Origin of the sequence: Micromonospora sagamiensis, assembly GCF_014680085.1 — a bacterium.
Lineage (GTDB): Bacteria > Actinomycetota > Actinomycetes > Mycobacteriales > Micromonosporaceae > Micromonospora > Micromonospora inyonensis.
Window position 1 is genome coordinate 5503761 of record NZ_AP023438.1, and the last position, 18291, is coordinate 5522051.

General features: G+C 73.8%; 13 protein-coding genes. 11 read left to right on the top strand and 2 right to left on the bottom strand.

The features are described from left to right. Positions 1–34 precede the first annotated feature (34 nt). Both IGA62_RS24285 and IGA62_RS24290 read left to right on the top strand, forming a co-directional pair. On the top strand, positions 35–2218 hold the full coding sequence (locus tag IGA62_RS24285; protein ID WP_198501105.1) for a glycosyltransferase family 39 protein: 2184 nt from the start codon (positions 35–37) through the stop codon (positions 2216–2218). Next, positions 2215–3441, top strand: coding sequence for a dolichyl-phosphate beta-glucosyltransferase (locus IGA62_RS24290; protein WP_145822033.1), 1227 nt, complete (start codon positions 2215–2217; stop codon positions 3439–3441). The genes IGA62_RS24285 and IGA62_RS24290 overlap by 4 nt, the downstream gene beginning before the upstream one ends. Before the next feature lie 22 nt (positions 3442–3463). Here the strand turns inward: IGA62_RS24290 and IGA62_RS24295 are convergent, their stop codons facing one another. Further along, positions 3464–3877: a VOC family protein gene (locus tag IGA62_RS24295; RefSeq protein ID WP_145818706.1), complete on the bottom strand. Its 414-nt coding sequence runs from the start codon at positions 3875–3877 to the stop codon at positions 3464–3466. A gap of 262 nt (positions 3878–4139) precedes the next feature. On the opposite strand from IGA62_RS24295, the gene IGA62_RS24300 reads away from it, so the two are divergent. The 4 genes from IGA62_RS24300 (at position 4140) to IGA62_RS24315 (ending at position 9454) form a co-directional block, all read left to right on the top strand. Beyond that, positions 4140–4289, top strand: coding sequence for a hypothetical protein (locus IGA62_RS24300; protein ID WP_176738118.1), 150 nt, complete (start codon positions 4140–4142; stop codon positions 4287–4289). A 5-nt stretch (positions 4290–4294) separates the two neighbouring features. Then, positions 4295–5710 carry a class I SAM-dependent methyltransferase gene (locus IGA62_RS24305; protein ID WP_145818705.1) on the top strand — a complete coding sequence of 472 codons (1416 nt, stop codon included), beginning with the start codon at positions 4295–4297 and terminating at the stop codon, positions 5708–5710. 7 nt (positions 5711–5717) lie between these two features. Continuing rightward, positions 5718–7745 (top strand): sulfatase-like hydrolase/transferase, encoded by a 2028-nt coding sequence (locus IGA62_RS24310; RefSeq protein WP_232625132.1) that lies wholly within the window; start codon positions 5718–5720, stop codon positions 7743–7745. Positions 7746–8170: 425 nt separating this feature from the next. Further along, positions 8171–9454, top strand: coding sequence for a citrate synthase (locus IGA62_RS24315; protein WP_145818703.1), 1284 nt, complete (start codon positions 8171–8173; stop codon positions 9452–9454). 191 nt (positions 9455–9645) lie between these two features. Here the strand turns inward: IGA62_RS24315 and IGA62_RS24320 are convergent, their stop codons facing one another. Continuing rightward, entirely contained in the window at positions 9646–11043 is a 1398-nt protein-coding gene (locus IGA62_RS24320; protein ID WP_145818702.1) for a glycosyltransferase family 4 protein, read from the bottom strand. A gap of 322 nt (positions 11044–11365) precedes the next feature. On the opposite strand from IGA62_RS24320, the gene glgX reads away from it, so the two are divergent. Genes glgX through IGA62_RS24340 form a run of 5 tightly spaced genes read left to right on the top strand, consistent with a single transcriptional unit; the run spans position 11366 to position 18285 of the window. Next, positions 11366–13483 carry a glycogen debranching protein GlgX gene (gene glgX / locus IGA62_RS24325; RefSeq protein WP_145818701.1) on the top strand — a complete coding sequence of 706 codons (2118 nt, stop codon included), beginning with the start codon at positions 11366–11368 and terminating at the stop codon, positions 13481–13483. Further along, positions 13483–15825 (top strand): malto-oligosyltrehalose synthase, encoded by a 2343-nt coding sequence (treY, locus tag IGA62_RS24330; RefSeq protein WP_145818700.1) that lies wholly within the window; start codon positions 13483–13485, stop codon positions 15823–15825. The genes glgX and treY overlap by 1 nt, the downstream gene beginning before the upstream one ends. Next, the gene (gene treZ / locus IGA62_RS24335; protein ID WP_145818699.1) at positions 15825–17558 is read left to right on the top strand and encodes a malto-oligosyltrehalose trehalohydrolase; all 1734 of its coding nucleotides are present in this window, start codon (positions 15825–15827) and stop codon (positions 17556–17558) included. The genes treY and treZ overlap by 1 nt, the downstream gene beginning before the upstream one ends. Further along, positions 17555–17680 (top strand): hypothetical protein, encoded by a 126-nt coding sequence (locus IGA62_RS30650; RefSeq protein ID WP_269780462.1) that lies wholly within the window; start codon positions 17555–17557, stop codon positions 17678–17680. Before treZ ends, IGA62_RS30650 begins: the two co-directional genes overlap by 4 nt. Further along, the gene (locus IGA62_RS24340) at positions 17677–18285 is read left to right on the top strand and encodes a GNAT family N-acetyltransferase (RefSeq protein ID WP_232624759.1); all 609 of its coding nucleotides are present in this window, start codon (positions 17677–17679) and stop codon (positions 18283–18285) included. Before IGA62_RS30650 ends, IGA62_RS24340 begins: the two co-directional genes overlap by 4 nt. The last annotated feature ends 6 nt before the right edge of the window (positions 18286–18291 follow it).

An 18291-nucleotide genomic window follows, 5' to 3' on the forward strand; every position in this document is an offset into this window, starting at 1 on the left:
GGCCGGGCCAGCGACGCCGTCCAGGCTTGCCGGCATGGAGAGAACCGAGACCCTGCCGACCCCGTCCGACCCCGGATCCGGCCCGACCGCCGACGTTCCCGCCGGCTCCGGGCCGCCCGCGGAAGTCCCTGCGGGCTCCGGGCCGGCTGCCGACGTTCCCGCCGACCGCCGGCCACCGCCCCGCCCCGATCCGGACCGGCCCGGGTGGGTCCGGCCGGCGCTGGCGGTGCTGCTGCTCGGCACCGGGTTGCTCTACCTGTGGGGGCTCGGCGGGTCGGGCTGGGCCAACGCCTACTACTCGGCAGCCGCGCAGGCCGGCTCGGAGAACTGGACGGCCTTCTTCTACGGCTCCTCCGACGCGGCCAACTCGATCACCGTGGACAAGACCCCCGCCTCGCTCTGGCTGATGGCGCTCTCCGTCCGCGTGTTCGGTCTCACCTCGTGGTCGATCCTCGTGCCGCAGGCGCTGCTCGGCGTCGCGACGGTCGGTGTGCTGTACGCGACCGTCCGCCGCTGGCACGGCCCGGCCGCCGGGCTGGTCGCCGGGGCGGTGCTCGCGCTCACCCCGGTCGCCACCCTGATGTTCCGGTTCAACAACCCGGACGCCCTGCTGGCGCTCCTGCTCACCGCTGCCGCGTACGCCACCGTGCGGGCCCTGGAGACCGCCTCGACCCGGTGGATCGTGCTGGCCGGGGTGCTGGTCGGCTTCGGCTTCCTGACCAAGATGCTCCAGGCGTTCCTGGTGGTGCCGGTCCTCGCCGGGGTGTACCTCGTCGCCGCTCCCACCGGGCTGTGGCGGCGGATCCGGCAGCTCCTGCTCGCCGGGGCGGGTCTGGTGGCCGCCGCCGGCTGGTGGGTGGCGATCGTCGAACTGGTCCCGGCCGGCGCGCGCCCGTACGTCGGCGGCTCGCAGACCAACAGCGTCCTGGAGCTGACCCTCGGCTACAACGGCCTCGGCCGGCTCACCGGCGACGAGGTGGGCAGCGTCGGTCCGCGTGGCGGCGGTCCGTTCTCCGCTCAGAGCGGCCCGCTGCGGATGTTCGGCACCGAGGTCGGTGGGCAGGTCTCCTGGCTGCTCCCGGCCGCGCTGATCCTGCTGGTCGCCGGCCTGGTGCTGGCCGGTCGGGCGGCGCGTACCGACCGGACCCGCGCCGGCCTGCTGCTCTGGGGCGGCTGGCTGGTGGTCACCGGCGTCGTGTTCAGCTTCATGAGCGGGATCTTCCACGCGTACTACACGGTCGCCCTCGCCCCGGCGGTCGGCGCACTGGTCGGCATCGGGGCCACCCTGCTCTGGCAGCGCCGCGCCGGTGCCGCCTCCGGCGTGGCCGGCCAGCCGGGGGGAGGGCCCCCGGACCGGTGGGGCTGGTTCGCCACCGGCGCGCTGGCCCTGGCGCTCGGCGTCACCGCCTGGTGGTCGTGGCGGCTGCTCGGCCGCAGCCCCGACTGGTACCCGTGGCTGCGCACGGTGGTGCTGGTCGCCGGGCTGGCCGGCGCGCTGTTGGTGGGGCTCGCCGGACGGTTCCGGCGTGGGCCGCTGGCGGCGGTGGCGCTGGCCGTGGGCGTGCTGGTCGGGCTCGCCGGTCCGCTGGCGTACTCGGTGCAGACCGCCGCCACACCGCACACCGGCGCCATCCCGAGCGCGGGTCCGGCGGTCCAGGGCGGGCTCGGCGGTGGCGGCCTCCGGACCCGGCTGCGCGCCGGCGCCGAACTGCCCGGCGGGGGCCTGGTCCCCAACCTCCCCGGTGCGGGGACCGACGACCGGACCGGACCGGCCCTCGGCCAGCTTCCGGGTCTCCGAGGCGGCGGCCGGCTTCCCGGTGGCGGGAACAGGCTGGGCGGCGTGGCGGGGCTGCTCGACGCCCGCGAGCCGAGCGCCGAGCTGCGCGCCCTGCTGGAGAGCGACAGCGAGGCGTACACCTGGGTCGCCGCCACGGTCGGTTCCAACAACGCCTCCGGCTACCAGCTCGCCACCGGCGAGCCGGTGATGGCGGTCGGCGGTTTCAACGGCAGCGACCCGTCGCCCACCCTCGCCCAGTTCCAGCGGTACGTCGCCGACGGGCGGATCCACTGGTTCGTCGGCGGCGGCGGTCTCCGGGCCAACGGCGGCAGCGACGCCTCCCGGGAGATCGCCACCTGGGTGGCCGAGACCTTCGAGTCACGAACCGTGGACGGGGTCACCGTCTACGACCTGAGCAGCGGAAGGCAGGGCCCGGCATGACGTACTCCCCGCAGGCCGGACCGGTCGCGTCGGCCCGCCCGGACGCCCCACCGACCCTCCTCGACGTGGTCGTTCCCGTCCACAACGAGGAGGCCGACCTCGGTCCCTGCGTCCGGCGGCTGCACGCCCACCTCACCGCGCACGTGCCGTACCCGTTCCGGATCACCATCGCGGACAACGCCAGTTCCGACGGCACCCTGGCGGTGGCCGAACGGCTCGCCGCCGAACTGCCCCACGTCGTGGTGCGGCACCTGGACGCCAAGGGGCGCGGTCGGGCTCTGCGGGCCGCCTGGTCCGCCTCGCCCGGCTCGGTCCTGGCCTACCTGGACGTGGACCTCTCCACCGACCTGGCCGCGCTGCTGCCGCTGGTCGCGCCGCTGGTCTCGGGGCACTCCGACCTGGCGGTCGGCACCCGGCTGGCGCGGGGCTCGCGGGTGGTCCGGGGTCCGAAGCGGGAGGTCATCTCCCGGGGCTACAACCTGCTGCTGCGTGGCACGTTGGCGGCCCGGTTCTCCGACGCGCAGTGCGGGTTCAAGGCCATCCGGTCCGACGTCGCGGAGCGGCTGCTGCCGCTGGTCGAGGACACCGGCTGGTTCTTCGACACCGAGCTGCTGGTGCTCGCCGAACGGGCCGGGCTGCGCATCCACGAGGTGCCGGTGGACTGGATCGACGATCCGGACAGCCGGGTGGACATCGTGTCCACCGCCGTGGCCGACCTGCGCGGCATCGGGCGGCTCGGTCGGGCGCTGCTCACCGGCGCGCTGCCCCTGGCCGAACTGCGCGAACAGCTCGGTCGGGCCCCACTGCGCCCGCCGCCGGAGCGGGTGCCGGCCGGGCTGCCCCGGCAACTCGCCCGGTTCGCCGCGGTCGGGGTGGCCAGCACCCTCGCCTATCTGGTGATCTTCATGCTCGCTCGGGGCGCGCTCGGCGCCCAGCCGGCGAACCTGCTCGCCCTGCTGCTCACGGCGGTCGCGAACACGGCGGCGAACCGGCGGCTGACCTTCGGGATCAGCGGTCGTCGGCACGCCGGTCGGCACCACCTCCAGGGCCTGGCCGCCTTCGCGTTGGGGCTGGCGCTGACCAGCGGGTCGCTCGCCACGCTGCACGCGGTGACCGCCGCCCCGGCCCGGCCGGTGGAACTGGTGGTCCTGATCGCGGCGAACCTGGCGGCCACGGTGCTGCGGTTCGTGCTGCTCCGCGCGGCGCTGCACCACCGACGCTGACCGTGGCAGCGGCCGGCGTGGGTCAGCCCGGGGGTGACGGCCGTTCCGGGAGCGGGGCGTAGAGGTCGACGCCGTTGCCCTCCGGGTCGTGCAGGACGGCGTACCGCTGTCCCCAGAAGGCGTCCCACGGCGGGCGGTGCCCGGCGAAACCCGCACCGGTCAGCTCGGCGTAGTACCGGTCGACCTCGGCCGGGTCGGCGCACCGGAACGCCAGGCTGACCCGTGGCCCACCGCTGCCCGGCTGCCAGTCCGGGTCGAACGAGCGGATGGTCTCCACGGTGTCCCAGGCCAGCCGGAGACCGCCCGGCAGGGCCACCTCCACGTGCGGTTCGTGCTCCGCGCCGGCCGGCACGTCGACCCCGAGGCGGCGGTAGAAGTCCAGGGTCCGGGGCAGGTCCGTGGCGACCATCCCGACCAGGTCGAAACGAGGTGTCATACCCGCGACCGTAGACGGCCCTCCCGCCGGTCGTCTTGGACCGATCGGACCCTGCCCCGTGCGGGTGCCGGGGCCGGTCCGAGCGGATGGACGTCCCCGGAATCCGGGGCCGGGGCACCGCATCCGACCGGCTGCCCGGTGTGGCCCCGCACGGGCGGATCACGGCGTACGGTGGCTGAAGACAAGTCCGGCTTTACGGGATGAATCACCCAGGTGGATCGGCCGGGCGTACGTCACGACGGCGAGGGAAGGGAGCGGGTCGGTGATGCACCTGGCCTACCTGGACGCGGGATCCGGCAGCCTGATCGTGCAGGCGGTGGTGGGCGGCGTGGCCGGGGCGGCGGTGGCCGCCAAACTCTACTGGCGCCGGCTGACCGACCGGTTCCGGCGGCAGCGCACCGACCGGAGCTGACCGGCATGACGATCCCCGACACCGGGCTCCGGGCCGAGCCGGGCTCGTTCCGCGACCCGGCGAACCAGGTGTTCCACCGCGACGGCGACGTCCTGCGCGGTCTCGACGAGCAGGCCGCCCGCGACTACCGGGCGCTGGCCGACACGGAGTTCTTCCGCGCCCTGCTCGCCGCCGGCAAGGTCTGCGGCACCGCACCGGTCGAGCCGGTGCCCGGCACGCCCTGGACGGTCGTGCTGCGGCACGAGCGGATCCCCTTCGTCTCCCACCCGTACGAGTGGTCGTTCGGCATGCTGCGCGACGCCGCGCTGCTGCACCTGGAGATCCTGCGCACCGCCCTGACCCACGGGTTCACCCTCAAGGACGGATCGGCCTACAACGTGCAGTGGCGCGGCGTCGCCCCGGTCTTCATCGACGTGGGTTCGTTCGAGCCGGCCCGCGAGGGCGAACCCTGGGCGGGCTACCGACAGTTCTGCCAGACGCTGCTCTATCCGCTGCTGCTCCAGGCGCACCTTGGCGTGGACTTCCAGCCCTGGCTGCGCTCCCGCGTGGACGGCATCGAGGCCGACCAGCTCCGGCCGCTGTTCAAGGGCGTACGCCGCCTGCTGCCCGGCGTACCGACCCACGTGCACCTGCACGGGGCGATGCAGCGGCGGCACGCCACCGCCACCACCACCGACGTCCGTGACCAGCTCCGGGCCGCCGGGTACTCCCGGGACCTGGCGCTGGCCACCGTCCGGGGCATCGAGCGGCTGGTCGGCCGGCTGGACCGCCGGCCGCCGGAGAGCCACTGGGCCGACTACCAGCGCACCTGCGGCTACTCCGCGGAGGACCGGGCCGGAAAGGAACGCTTCGTCGAGACCGCGCTGGCGGCCGGGCCGCGCCCCCGGCTCGTGCTCGACCTGGGGGCCAACGACGGCCGGTACGCCCTCGTCGCCGCCCGGCACACCGACCAGGTGGTCGCCGTCGAAGAGGACCCGGCGGTGGTCGACCGGCTCTACCGGCGGCTGCGCGCCGAGCGGGAACGACGGATCCTCCCCCTGGTCATGGACCTCGCCGACCCGTCGCCGGGTGGCGGCTGGCGCGGGGTCGAGCGGGCCTCGTTCACGGCCCGGGCCACCGCTGACGCCGTGCTCGCCCTCGCGGTCGTGCACCACCTGGCCATCGGGCGCAACGTGCCCCTGCCGGAGGTGGTCGACGCCCTGGTCGGGCTGACCCGTCCAGGTGGACGGATCGTGGTGGAGTTCGTGCACCCCCGCGACCCGATGGCGCGGCGGCTGCTGGCGAACAAGCCGGTGGGCCTCTTCCCGGACTACCGTCCGGAGGTCTTCGAGCGGCTGCTCGGCGCGCGGTGCCGGATCGCCCGCCGGCTCGATCTGCCCTCCGGCACCCGGACGCTGTACCTCGGGATCGTGGGTGGCTGAGCGGACGATCGCGCCCCCGGCCGTCGCCGCCCCGGCACCCGCGCGCACGCCGTCGCCCTGGCGGGCCGAGGGTGGCCTGGTGCTGGAGGTGGCCGCCCTGGTCGGCCTGGCCGTCACCCAGCCGCTGCTGGACTCACTCGGTCGCAGCCCCGACTTCTTCCTGTTCCACCGGGCCACCCCCGGTCAGGTCGGGACGCTGCTCGCCCTGGTCGTCCTGGGGCCCACCGTCGCGCTGGCCGGGCTCGGCGCGCTGGCCCGGCTGGCCGGTCACCGGGCCCGGCTGGCGGTGCACCGGCTGCTCGTCACCCTGCTGCTCGGGCTCCTCGCCGTCCAGGTGGGGCGGGAGGTCACCCCGCTGCGGGGCGTACCGCTGCTGCTGGTGGCCGGCGCGGCGGGGGTGGCGGGCGCGGTGGCGCACCGGCGCTGGCACGCGCCCGGCCGGGTGCTCCGGGCGGCGGCGGTCGGGCCACCGGTCTTCGTCGCCCTGTTCGTCCTCGTCTCGCCCGCCTCGGCGGTGGTGCTCCCCCGCGCCGACGACGCGGGCGCGGGGATGGCCGCCGGACCGGGCGGGCACCCGCCGGTGGTGCTGCTCGTCCTCGACGAACTGCCGCTGGTCTCGCTGCTCGGCCCGGACGGGCGGATCGACGCGACCCGGTTCCCGCACTTCGCCGAACTGGCGGCCGGGTCGACCTGGTACCGCAACGCCACCGGCGTCAGCGGCTGGACCCCCTACGCCCTGCCGGCGATGCTGACCGGCCGGTACCCGGCCCGGCCGGACGCCCCGCACCACTCCCGGTACCCGGAGAACCTCTTCACCGCATTCGGCGGCCTCTACGACGTCCGCGCGCAGGAGAGCATCACCCGACTCTGCCCGCCGAGCCGGTGCGACCAGCCGGTCGGCCCGGAGCAGGGGCTCGGGGTGCTGGTCCGGTCCAGCGTCGACCTGCTGCGCCAGCTCGTCGCACCGGTGGAGAGCCGGGTCGACCCGGAGGCGAGTTACCGGGAGCCGACCGCCGCCGAGGCGGGACTGGACGCGGCCGAGCCGCCCCCGTCCGACCCGAAGTTCCGCTGGGACAGCCTGGACGACCACCAGCCGGCCCGGTTCACCAGCTTCCTGGCCGGCCTGCGCCCCGCCGCGCGGCCCACGCTGCACTTCCTGCACCTGCTCATGCCGCACAGCCCGTGGGCGTACCTGCCCTCCGGGGCGCGGTACGAGGCCCCGGACGACCTGCCGGACGACGGCGCCGGCTGGGCCGACCTGGGCCGGCAGCGGCACCTGGCCCAGCTGGGCTACACCGACCGGCTGATCGGCGAGACGCTGCGGACGCTGCGCGCCACCGGTCTCTACGACCAGGCGCTGCTGGTGGTCACCGCCGACCACGGGGTCAGCTTCACCACCGGCTACCAGGGCCGGGGCCTGGACGCGCTCCGCCGGTCCCCGGGCGAGGTGGCCTGGGTGCCGACGTTCGTCAAGGAGCCCGGCCAGCGGGCCGGACGGGTCGACGACCGGAACTGGGAGCACGTCGACCTGCTGCCGACCATGGCCGACCTGGCCCGGGTCCGGTTGCCCTGGCGGGTCGACGGGCGGTCGGCACGCCAGGGGCCCCGCGAACGCGCCGACAAGCGCTTCTACGACCGGCCGGGGCAGCCCCTGACCCTGTCCGGCGGGGTACCCGCGCCGGCGCCGCCCGCGCCCCACCCGCTGGTGGGCACCACGGTCGGCGACCGGCCGACCGGCGGCACGGTCCGGGTGGCCAACCTCGACGCGTTCCGCGCCGTGGACCCGGCTGCCGGCCGGTTGCCCGCGATGGTCTGGGGAACCGTGCGGGACCGGGTGCCCGACGGCACGCTGCTGGCCGTGGCGGTCAACGGCCGGGTCGGCGCGGTCGTGCCCGTGGTGCCACCCGATCCGCAGGGACGGCGCTTCGCCGCGCTGCTGACCGACGACGCGCTCTTCCGGGCCGGACCGAACCGGCTCGACGTTCACCGGGTGGCTCCGGACGGGTCGCTGCGCCGGCTCACCCCCGTCGACTGAACGGGCCCGCGGTCGCGCCCGCGAACCGCCCTGCGGCGGGGGCGTAGGCCGATGCGGTCGAGTGATTTCGCCCACGTGTCGTCGCCTGCCGCTGTCGCGGCCATCGATACCCAACCCGGACCGCCGGCGGTGGGACCGCAACGCGTGGAGGGCTGATCACCGTCGATGTCGGGATGGTTTCGGATGATTTCCACTCATCATCCGTCGTCACTGCCGCAACCCGCCCGATCGCCGCCGCTCGTCCCCTTCGCCCCTGCACGACGGGGTTTCCGAGTCGGCCGATAGGGAATCGGGTGACGCATCCCTCACCGCTCAGCCACGACGGGCGGTGTCACAGGGAACGCGTTTACGGTAAAAGCGAAGGCACCTTCGTCAAAAAGCGGAGGCTTCTTCAACGTAGATTCTGCCGGCGAAGCGAGGGACAGATGACGGAAGTCAAGCTCGATCACCCCGGTGGGCAGCTTTCGATGCCGGTGCAGTCCGCGGTCGAAGGCCCCGCCGGAATCCGGGTGGGCAAACTGCTGAACGAGACCGGGCTCGTCACCTACGATCCCGGGTTCGTCAACACGGCGGCCTGCTCCTCGGCGATCACCTACATCGACGGTGACGCGGGCATCCTGCGGTACCGGGGCTACCCCATCGAGCAACTGGCCGAGAAGTCCTCCTTCCTGGAGGTCTCCTACCTGCTCATCTACGGTGAGCTGCCGACCGCGACCCAGCTCGAGGAGTTCGACCAGCGGATCCGCCGGCACTCGCTGCTGCACGAGGAGATGCGGCGCTTCTTCGACGGCTTCCCGCGCGACGCGCACCCGATGGCGGTGCTCTCCTCGGCGGTGAGCGCGATCTCCACCTTCTACCAGGACAGCCTGGACCCGTTCGACGCCGAGCACGTGGAGATGTCCACCGTCCGGCTGATGGCCAAGGTCCCCACCATCGCCTCGTACGCGTACAAGAAGTCCATCGGACAGGCCATGCTCTACCCGGACAACTCGCTCGGGTACGTGGAGAACTTCCTCCGGATGACCTTCGGCGTGCCGGCCGAACCGTACGACGTCGACCCGGTGATGGCCCGCGTGCTGGACATGCTCTTCGTGCTGCACGCCGACCACGAGCAGAACTGCTCGACCTCGACGGTCCGCCTGGTCGGCTCCAGCAACGCCAACCTGTTCGCCTCGGTCTCGGCCGGCGTGAACGCGCTCTTCGGCCCGCTGCACGGCGGTGCCAACCAGGCGGTGCTGGAGATGCTCCAGCGCATCCAGGCCGACGGCGGCGACGTGCAGTCTTTCGTGCGGAAGGTCAAGGACAAGGCCGACGGCGTCAAGCTGATGGGCTTCGGTCACCGGGTCTACAAGAACTACGACCCGCGTGCCGCCATCGTGAAGAAGGCCGCCCAGGACGTGCTCGGCCGGATGGCCAAGCCGGACCCGCTGCTCGACCTCGCGATGCAGCTCGAGGAGATCGCCCTCGCCGACGACTTCTTCGTCTCCCGCAGGCTCTACCCGAACGTGGACTTCTACACCGGCCTGATCTACAAGGCCATGGGCTTCCCGACCAAGATGTTCACCGTGCTCTTCGCGCTCGGTCGGCTGCCCGGCTGGATCGCCCAGTGGCGCGAGATGATCGGCGACCCGGAGACCAAGATCGGCCGCCCGCGGCAGCTCTACACCGGTGCCGAGGAGCGCGCCTACGTGCCGCGCGACGAGCGCTGACGTTTCCGACCCCGCACGCGACGGGCCGCCACCCCCTTCCGGGGGCTGGCGGCCCGTCGCGTTCTCTGCGCTCGCGGTGGGTGGTTGCGGTGGGTGGTTGCGGTGGGTGGTTGGGGTGGGTGGTTGGGGTGGGTGGTTGCAGGGGTCCCCTGCTCGCCAAAAAGCGGTAGCAGGGGACCCCTGCATCCACCTCAGCGCAGGCCGGCGGCGACGAGCAGGTTGCCCTCGTGCACCGGCGGCGCGGCCGGGCGGCCGATCGCCATCCGCAGGCCGGCCTGCTCGGTGGTGAAGGACGACGACCCGGCGATGGCGGTGGCGTAGGTGGCGGCGGTCCGCTGGGCGATCGCCGCCCAGCCGTACTGCTCGTGCACCATGGCCCGGGCGCGGCGGGCCAGGACCCGCGCGCGCTCGGTGTCCGACAGCAGCGCGTGCACCGCCTCGCTGAGCCCCTCCGGGTCCTGCGGGCGGAAGGTCATGCCGGTGACCCCCGGCTCGACGATCTCGGCGAGGCCACCGGTCGCGGCGACCGCCAGCGGCGCGCCGGCCGCCGCCCCCTCCAGCGCCACCATGCCGAACGGCTCGTAGATGCTGGGCACCGCGAAGCAGTCCGAGGCGGCCATCACCGCGGGCAGGTCGGTGCCGCCGAGGAAGCCCGGCAGGCTGACCGTGCCGCCCAGGCCGAGCCGGTGCACCTCGGCCTCCAGCTCACCCCGGTAGGGGCCGTCGCCGACGATCACCGCCCGCAGGCCCGGATGCCGGTCCCGCAGCCGGGGCAGGCCGGCGAGGAGGTGCTGCACGCCCTTCTCGTAGACCAGCCGGCCGGCGAAGGTGACCAGCGGGCCGTCCCCGGCGAACCGCCGGCGGGCGGCGGCCACCGCCGCCACCGGGGCCTTCCAGCGGTGCGGCTCGACCCCGTTGGGCACCACGTCGACCCGTCCGACCGGTACGCCGAACAGCCCGGTCACCTCGTCGCGCATGTACCCGGAGCAGACGATCACCCGGCCGGACTCGTTGCTGAGCCAGTGCTCGACCGCGTGGATGGTGCGGTTCATCTCCTCCGGCAGCCAGCCCTGGTGCCGTCCCGCCTCGGTGGCGTGGATCGTGCTCACCAGCGGCACGTCCAGGTGCTCGCGTAGGGTCATCGCGGTGTGTGCGACCAGCCAGTCGTGGGCGTGGACGACGTCGTAGTCGCCGGACTCGGCGGCGCGCAGCGCGGCCCGGGTGAGGGTGTGGTTGAACGCCATCGTCCAGGCCAGCAGCGAACCGGTGGCCAGCGGGAAGGTCACCGGGTCCTCGGCCGCCCGGACGATCCGCACCCCGTCGGCGTACTCCTCCAGCGGCGCGCCCTCGGCGTGGCGGGTGACGACGGTGACCTCGTGCCCGGCGGCGACCAGGGCCACCGACAGGGCGTGCACGTGGCGGCCGAGGCCGCCGACGAGCACCGGCGGGTACTCCCAGGAGAGCATCAGGATCCGGCGTGGACGGGATGTCGAGCCGGCGGGCTGCGGGATCGCAGGGCGGGAGGTGAGGGTGGGTCGGCAGGGCCGGTCCGAGGGGCTCGCGAGGTCGCCGACCCGCGGGGTCGTCACAGTGGTTCTCCGTCCAGGCAGGAGGGCACACGCCGACGTCGATGGCGGCGGAAGGCGGATGGTGGTGGGGCCGAACGGCCGGGTGCGGACGCGCGGGTCGCGCGCGCCCGCACCAAGGAAAAGGCATGGACCGGGAACTCGCATCCCGAGCGGGCAGAAGGTGACGAGGGACACCTGACGGTTTAAGCCGCGCAGTCCGGGTGTATTCGGGACACTCGGCTGACCGGGTGGATTGGCGCGGGGTGCGGCGGGGCAATACCGGCGTGCGCGCCGACAGGCTCCGCCTGCGACGCCGCCGACGAACCATGCCCGAAGGAGCGACATGCAGGTCTGGCCGGGTGACCGCTATCCGCTGGGGGCCACCTACGACGGGATGGGCACCAACTTCGCGATCTTCTCGGAGGTGGCCGAGGCGGTCGACCTCTGCCTCTTCGACGAGTGGGACACCGGCGCCGAGCGGCGGGTCCGGCTGCGCGAGGTCGACGCCCACGTCTGGCACGCGTACCTCCCGGGCATCGAGCCGGGGCAGCGGTACGGCTACCGCGTCCACGGGCCGTACGACCCGGGGAACGGGCTGCGCTGCAACCCGCACAAGCTGCTGCTCGACCCGTACGCCAAGGCGATCGACGGAAACGTGCGGTGGGACGCCTCGATCTACGACTACGAGCTGGGTGAGCCGGACCGGATGTCCGAGGCGGACTCGGCGCCGTTCATGCCCAAGTCGGTGGTGGTCAACCCGTACTTCGACTGGGGCAACGACCGGCCGCCCCGCACCCCGTACCACCACTCGGTGATCTACGAGGCGCACGTGCGCGGCCTGACCATGCGGCACCCGGACATCCCCGAGGAACTGCGCGGCACGTACGCCGGGATCGCCTCCCCGCCGATGATCGAGCACCTGACCCGCCTCGGGGTGACCGCGATCGAGCTGATGCCGGTGCACCAGTTCGTGCACGACCACCGCCTGGTCGACATGGGCCTGCGCAACTACTGGGGCTACAACACCATCGGCTTCTTCGCCCCGCACCACGGCTACTCCGCGCTCGGCCACCTCGGCCAGCAGGTGCAGGAGTTCCGGGGCATGGTGCGGGCGCTGCACGCCGCCGGCATCGAGGTGATCCTCGACGTGGTCTACAACCACACCGCCGAGGGCAACCACCTCGGGCCGTCGCTGAGCTTCAAGGGCGTGGACAACCCCAGCTACTACCGCCTCTCGGAGGAGGACCGGCGCTACTACGTCGACTACACCGGCACCGGCAACAGCCTCAACGTCCGCAGCCCGCACTCACTCCAGCTGATCATGGACTCGCTGCGGTACTGGGTGACCGAGATGCACGTCGACGGCTTCCGCTTCGACCTCGCGGCCACCCTGGCCCGGGAGTTCTACGAGGTGGACCGCCTCTCCACCTTCTTCGAGGTGGTCCAGCAGGACCCGGTGGTCAGCCAGGTCAAGCTGATCGCCGAGCCGTGGGACGTCGGCCCCGGCGGCTACCAGGTCGGCAACTTCCCGCCGGTCTGGACCGAGTGGAACGGCAAGTACCGGGACACCGTCCGGGACTTCTGGCGCGGCGAGCCGGCCACCCTGGCCGAGTTCGCCTCCCGGATCTCCGGCTCCGCCGACCTCTACCAGGACGACGGGCGCAAGCCGTTCCACAGCATCAACTTCGTCACCTGCCACGACGGGTTCACCCTCGCCGACCTGGTGGCGTACAACGACAAGCACAACGAGGCCAACGGCGAGGAGAACCGGGACGGCGAGAGCCACAACCGGTCCTGGAACTGCGGCGTCGAGGGCCCCACCGACGACGAGGGCGTGCTCGCCCTGCGGGCCCGGCAGCGGCGCAACTTCCTGGCCACCCTGATGCTCTCCCAGGGCGTGCCGATGATCGGCCACGGCGACGAGCTGGGCCGCACCCAGCACGGCAACAACAACGCCTACTGCCAGGACAGCGAGCTGGCCTGGGTGGACTGGGAGAACGTCGACGAGCAGCTGCTGGACTTCGTCCGGACGCTCACCGACTTCCGGGCCCGGCACCAGGTGTTCCGCCGCCGCCGGTTCTTCACCGGGCTGCCGGTCGGCGGTCGGACCGCCGAACAGCCCCTGCCCGACCTGGCCTGGTACACCCCGGACGGACGGGAGATGAACGGCGACGACTGGGGCAACGACTTCGGCCGCGCGGTCACCCTCTTCGTCAACGGCGAGGGCATCCGGGAGCGCGGCCAGTACGGCCAGCGCCACCGCGACGACTCCTTCCTGCTCTGCTTCAACGCCCACGACGCCCCGCTGGACTTCACCCTCCCCGGAGGGGAGTTCGGCCAGAAGTGGCAGTGCGTGATCAGCACCGCCGCTCCGTTCCCGGACGGCACGACGGTGGTCGGCGCGGCCGGCACCCTGCGGGTGCCGGACCGTTCCCTGGTGGTCCTGGAGAGGACAGTCTGATGTCGCTGACCCCCGAACGCCCCGCGACGTCGCCGGAGGGCGCGCCGCCCGGCCGTCGCGTCGGCGCCACCTACCGCGTGCAGGTCCGCCCCGGTTTCGACCTGGACGCCACCGCCGGCCTCGCCGGCTACCTCGCCGACCTGGGCGTCACCCACCTCTACAGCGCGCCGCTGCTGACCGCCACGCCGGGCTCCGCGCACGGCTACGACGTGGTCGACCACCGCGCGGTCAACCCCGAACTCGGCGGTGAGGCCGCCCGGCGGCGGCTGGTGGCCGCGCTGCGCGACGCCGGGCTCGGTCTGGTCGTGGACATCGTCCCCAACCACGCCGGGGTGGCCCGGCCGGAGGCGAACCCGGCCTGGTGGGACGTGCTGCGGCGCGGACGCGACTCGGCGTACGCACGCTGGTTCGACATCGACTGGGACGCCGGCCGGCTGCTGCTGCCGGTGCTCGCCGACACCCCGGACGCCCTCGGCGACCTCAAGCTCGTCGATGGGGAGCTGCGCTACCACGAGCACCGCTTCCCGATCGCCGACGGCACCGGCGACGGGAGCCCGCGCGAGGCCCACGACCGGCAGCACTACGAGCTGGTCTCCTGGCGGCGCGGCGACGCGGAGCTGACGTACCGGCGCTTCTTCGCCGTCTCCGACCTGGCCGGGCTGCGGGTGGAGGACCCGGAGGTCTTCGACGCCACCCACGCCGAGGTCCTCCGCTGGGTCGCGGCCGGGGAGGTCGACGGCATCCGGGTCGACCATCCGGACGGGCTGCGCGACCCGGCCGCCTACCTGGCCCGGCTCCGGGCCGCCGCCCCCGCAGCCTGGCTCGTGGTGGAGAAGATCCTCGAGTACGGCGAGGAACTGCCGGAGTGGCCGGTCGACGGCACCACCGGCTACGAGGCGCTCGCCCCGGTCTGCGGTCTCTTCGTCGACGGGCGGGCCGAAGGCGACTTCACCGCCCTGGACACCCGGCTGACCGGCACCACGACCTCCTGGCCCGAGCTGATCCACGCCACCAAGCTGGCCGCCGCCACCCGGCTGCTCGCCGCCGAGCTGACCCGGCTGGCCGCGCTCGCCCCCGAGGTCGACCCGACGGACGCCCGCGCCGCCCTGGCCGAACTGACCGCCTGCTTCCCGGTCTACCGGGGCTACCCGCCCGAGGGCGCCCGGCACCTCGCCGCCGCCCGCGCCGAGGCCGGCCGTCGCCGACCCGACCTGACCGCCGCCCTGGACGCGCTCACCGCCCGGCTGCGCGACCCGGACGACGAACTCGGCCAACGCTTCCCGCAGCTCACCGGGGCGGTGATGGCCAAGGGGGTGGAGGACACCGCCTACTACCGGTGGAGCCGGTTCGTCGCGCTCAACGAGGTGGGCGGCAGCCCGGTCCACTTCGGCACCCCGCCGGAGGAGTTCCACCGCTTCGCCGTCGACCGGCAGCGCCGCTGGCCCGCCGCGATGACCACGCTCTCCACCCACGACACCAAGCGCGGCGAGGACGTGCGGGCCCGGCTCGCCGTCCTGGCCGAGCTGCCGCACCGCTGGGCCGAGCAGGTCGACCGGTGGATGACCGAGGCGCCGCTGCCCGACCCGGCCTTCGCCCACCTGCTCTGGCAGACCGTGGTCGGCGCCTGGCCGATCGAACGCGAGCGGCTGCACGCGTACGTGGAGAAGGCCGCCCGGGAAGCCGCCGCCTCGACCAGCTGGGCCGACCCGGACCCGGTCTTCGAGCGGACCCTGCACGCCCTGGTCGACCGGATGTACGACGACCCGGGACTGCACGCCTCGATCAGCGGGTTCGCCGAGGAGATCACCTGGCCCGGCTGGTCGAACGCGCTGGGGCAGAAGCTCGTCCAGCTCGCCATGCCCGGTGTCCCCGACACGTACCAGGGCACCGAGCTGTGGGACAACTCCCTGGTCGACCCGGACAACCGTCGTCCGGTCGACTTCGCCGTCCGCCGGGACCTGCTGGCCCGCCTCGACGCCGGCTGGCGGCCCCCGGTCGACGCGGGCGGCGCGGCGAAGCTGCTGGTGGTCTCCCGGACCCTGCGGCTGCGCCGGGACCGGCCGGAGTGCTTCGGGGACCACCGGCCGGTGCCGGCACACGGGCCGGCCGCCGCGCACGCCGTCTGCTTCGACACCGGCGGCGCGCTCGCGGTGGCCACCCGGCTTCCGGTCGGGCTGGGCCGGCGGGGCGGTTGGGGGGACACGAGCGTGTCGCTTTCCGTTCACGAGATGACCGAGCTGTTCACCGGGCGGGTCTACGCTGGTCCTCGGGTGTCCCTGAGCGACCTGCTCGGCACCTATCCCGTCGCGTTGCTGGCTCCCACCGGGTCCGGGGAGGCGTGATGACCGAGTTCACGGTGTGGGCACCGCAGGCCGAGCGGGTCCGGCTGCGGGTCGACGGTGGCGGCGACCAGGAGATGGCCGCCGCGCCGGGCGGCTGGTGGCGGACCGAGGTGCCCGACGCCGGTCCGGGCACCGACTACGCGTTCCTGCTCGACGACGACGACCGCGCCCTGCCCGACCCGCGGTCGCCCTGGCAGCCGGCGGGGGTGCACGGCCCGAGCCGGGTCTACGACCACGCCGCCTTCGAGTGGCGGGACCAGGCGTGGACCGGCCGGCAGCTGCCCGGCAGCGTCCTCTACGAGCTGCACGTCGGCACGTTCACCCCGGAGGGCACGTTCGACGCGGTGATCGACCGCCTGGACCACCTGGTCGACCTCGGCGTGGACCTGATCGAACTGCTCCCGGTCAACGCCTTCAACGGCGAGTACAACTGGGGCTACGACGGCGTGTGCTGGTATGCGCCGCATCACGCCTACGGCGGCCCGGACGGGCTGAAGCGGCTGGTCGACGCGGCGCACCGCCGGGGACTGGGGGTGATCCTCGACGTCGTCTACAACCATTTCGGCCCCTCCGGGGCGTACGCGCCGCTGTTCGGGCCGTACCTGTCCGAGGGCAGCAACACCTGGGGGCGCTCGGTCAACCTGGACGGGCCGCACTCCGACGAGGTACGCCGCTACATCGTCGACAGCGTGCGGATGTGGCTGCGCGACTACCACGTCGACGGGCTGCGGCTGGACGCGGTGCACGCGTTCGCCGACGACCGGGCGGTGCCGCTGCTGGAGGACCTGGCCGTCGAGGTGGAGTCGCTCGCCACCCACCTGGGGCGACCGCTGTCGCTGATCGCCGAGTCCGACCTGAACGACCCCCGGCTGATCACCCCGCGCGAGGCGGGCGGCACGGGGCTGCACGCGCAGTGGAACGACGACGCCCACCACGCCCTGCACACCCTGCTCACCGGGGAACGGCAGGGCTACTACGCCGACTTCGGCTCGCTGGACTGCCTGGAGGCGGTACTCACCGGGGCGTTCTTCCACGCCGGCACCTGGTCCAGCTTCCGTGACCGCACCCACGGGCGGCCGGTCGACCGGCAGCGGGTGCCGGGGCACCGGTTCGTCGCGTACCTGCAGAACCACGACCAGATCGGCAACCGCGCCACCGGTGACCGGATCTCCACCACGCTCTCCCCGGCGCTGCTGCGGGTCGGCGCGACGCTGCTGCTCACCGCGCCGTTCACCCCGATGCTGTTCATGGGAGAGGAGTGGGGCGCCCGGACCCCGTGGCAGTTCTTCACCAGCCACCCGGAGCCGGAGCTGGCTGCCGCGGTCGCCACCGGCCGGCGGCGGGAGTTCGCCGCCCACGGCTGGCCGGAGGGGGAGGTCCCCGACCCGCAGGATCCGGAGACCTTCGCCCGGTCCCGGCTCGACTGGGCGGAACTGGACAAGCCCGAGCACCGGGAGATGCTGGAGTTCCACCGCCGGCTGATCGCGCTGCGCAAGGCCCGGCCCGACCTCTCCGACCCCCGCCTGGACCGGGTCGACGTCCGCCACGGCGACCGGTTCCTGGTCGTACGGCGGGGGGAGTGCCTGGTGGTGGCGAACCTGGCCGACAAGGCACAGCGGGTCAACCTGCCCGGCGTGGTCCGGCAGGTGCTGCTCGCCACCGGCACCGGCGTCACCGTGATGCGGGACGGCGTGGAACTGCCCCCCGAGACGGCGGCGATCGTCGCCCTGTGACCACCGGTCCCGGCCCGGCCCTGCCGGATGCGAGGATGGGCGGCATGGTCTTCCCCGCCTCCCGTCAGGCGCGCCGGAGCACCGGTCAGGTGCTCCAGGCGGCCGACGGTCACGCCCGGTGAGCGGCTCCGGCTGGCTCGGCGTCCGGCTCCGCCCGGTCGTCGAGGCCGACCTGGCCATGTTCCGCCGGTTCCTCACCGAGCCGGGGCTGATCGGCCCGGACTGGGCCGGGTTCCGGGACGCCGGAGAGCCGGCCCGGCGGTTCGCCGCCGACGGCTACCTCGGCGCGGACGACGGCCGGCTGACGGTCGAGGTCGACCGTGGACGGCCGGGCAGGGAACCCGACGACGCGTCGGACGACCAGCCGGCGGACGCCGGCGGGGCCGGCGACGGGGGACGGGTGGCGGCCGGGTTCGTCAGTTTCCTGGCCGGCTCCTACGGAGGGTCCGCCCGGCACTGGGAGATCGGCATCGCCCTGCTGCCCGAGTGGCGGGGGCGTGGCGTGGGCTGGCGGGCGCAGGCGATGCTCTGCGACTACCTGTTCAGCCACACTCCGGTCCAGCGCGTCCAGGCCGGCACCCAGCCGGAGAACGTCGCCGAGCAGGCGGCTCTGACCAGGGCGGGTTTCCAGTTCGAGGGCGTCGTCCGGGCCTGTGAGTTCCGGGCCGGCCAGTGGCGCGACGGATATCTCTACAGCCGGCTCCGCGACGACCCGTCCCCCTGGTGACGCCGG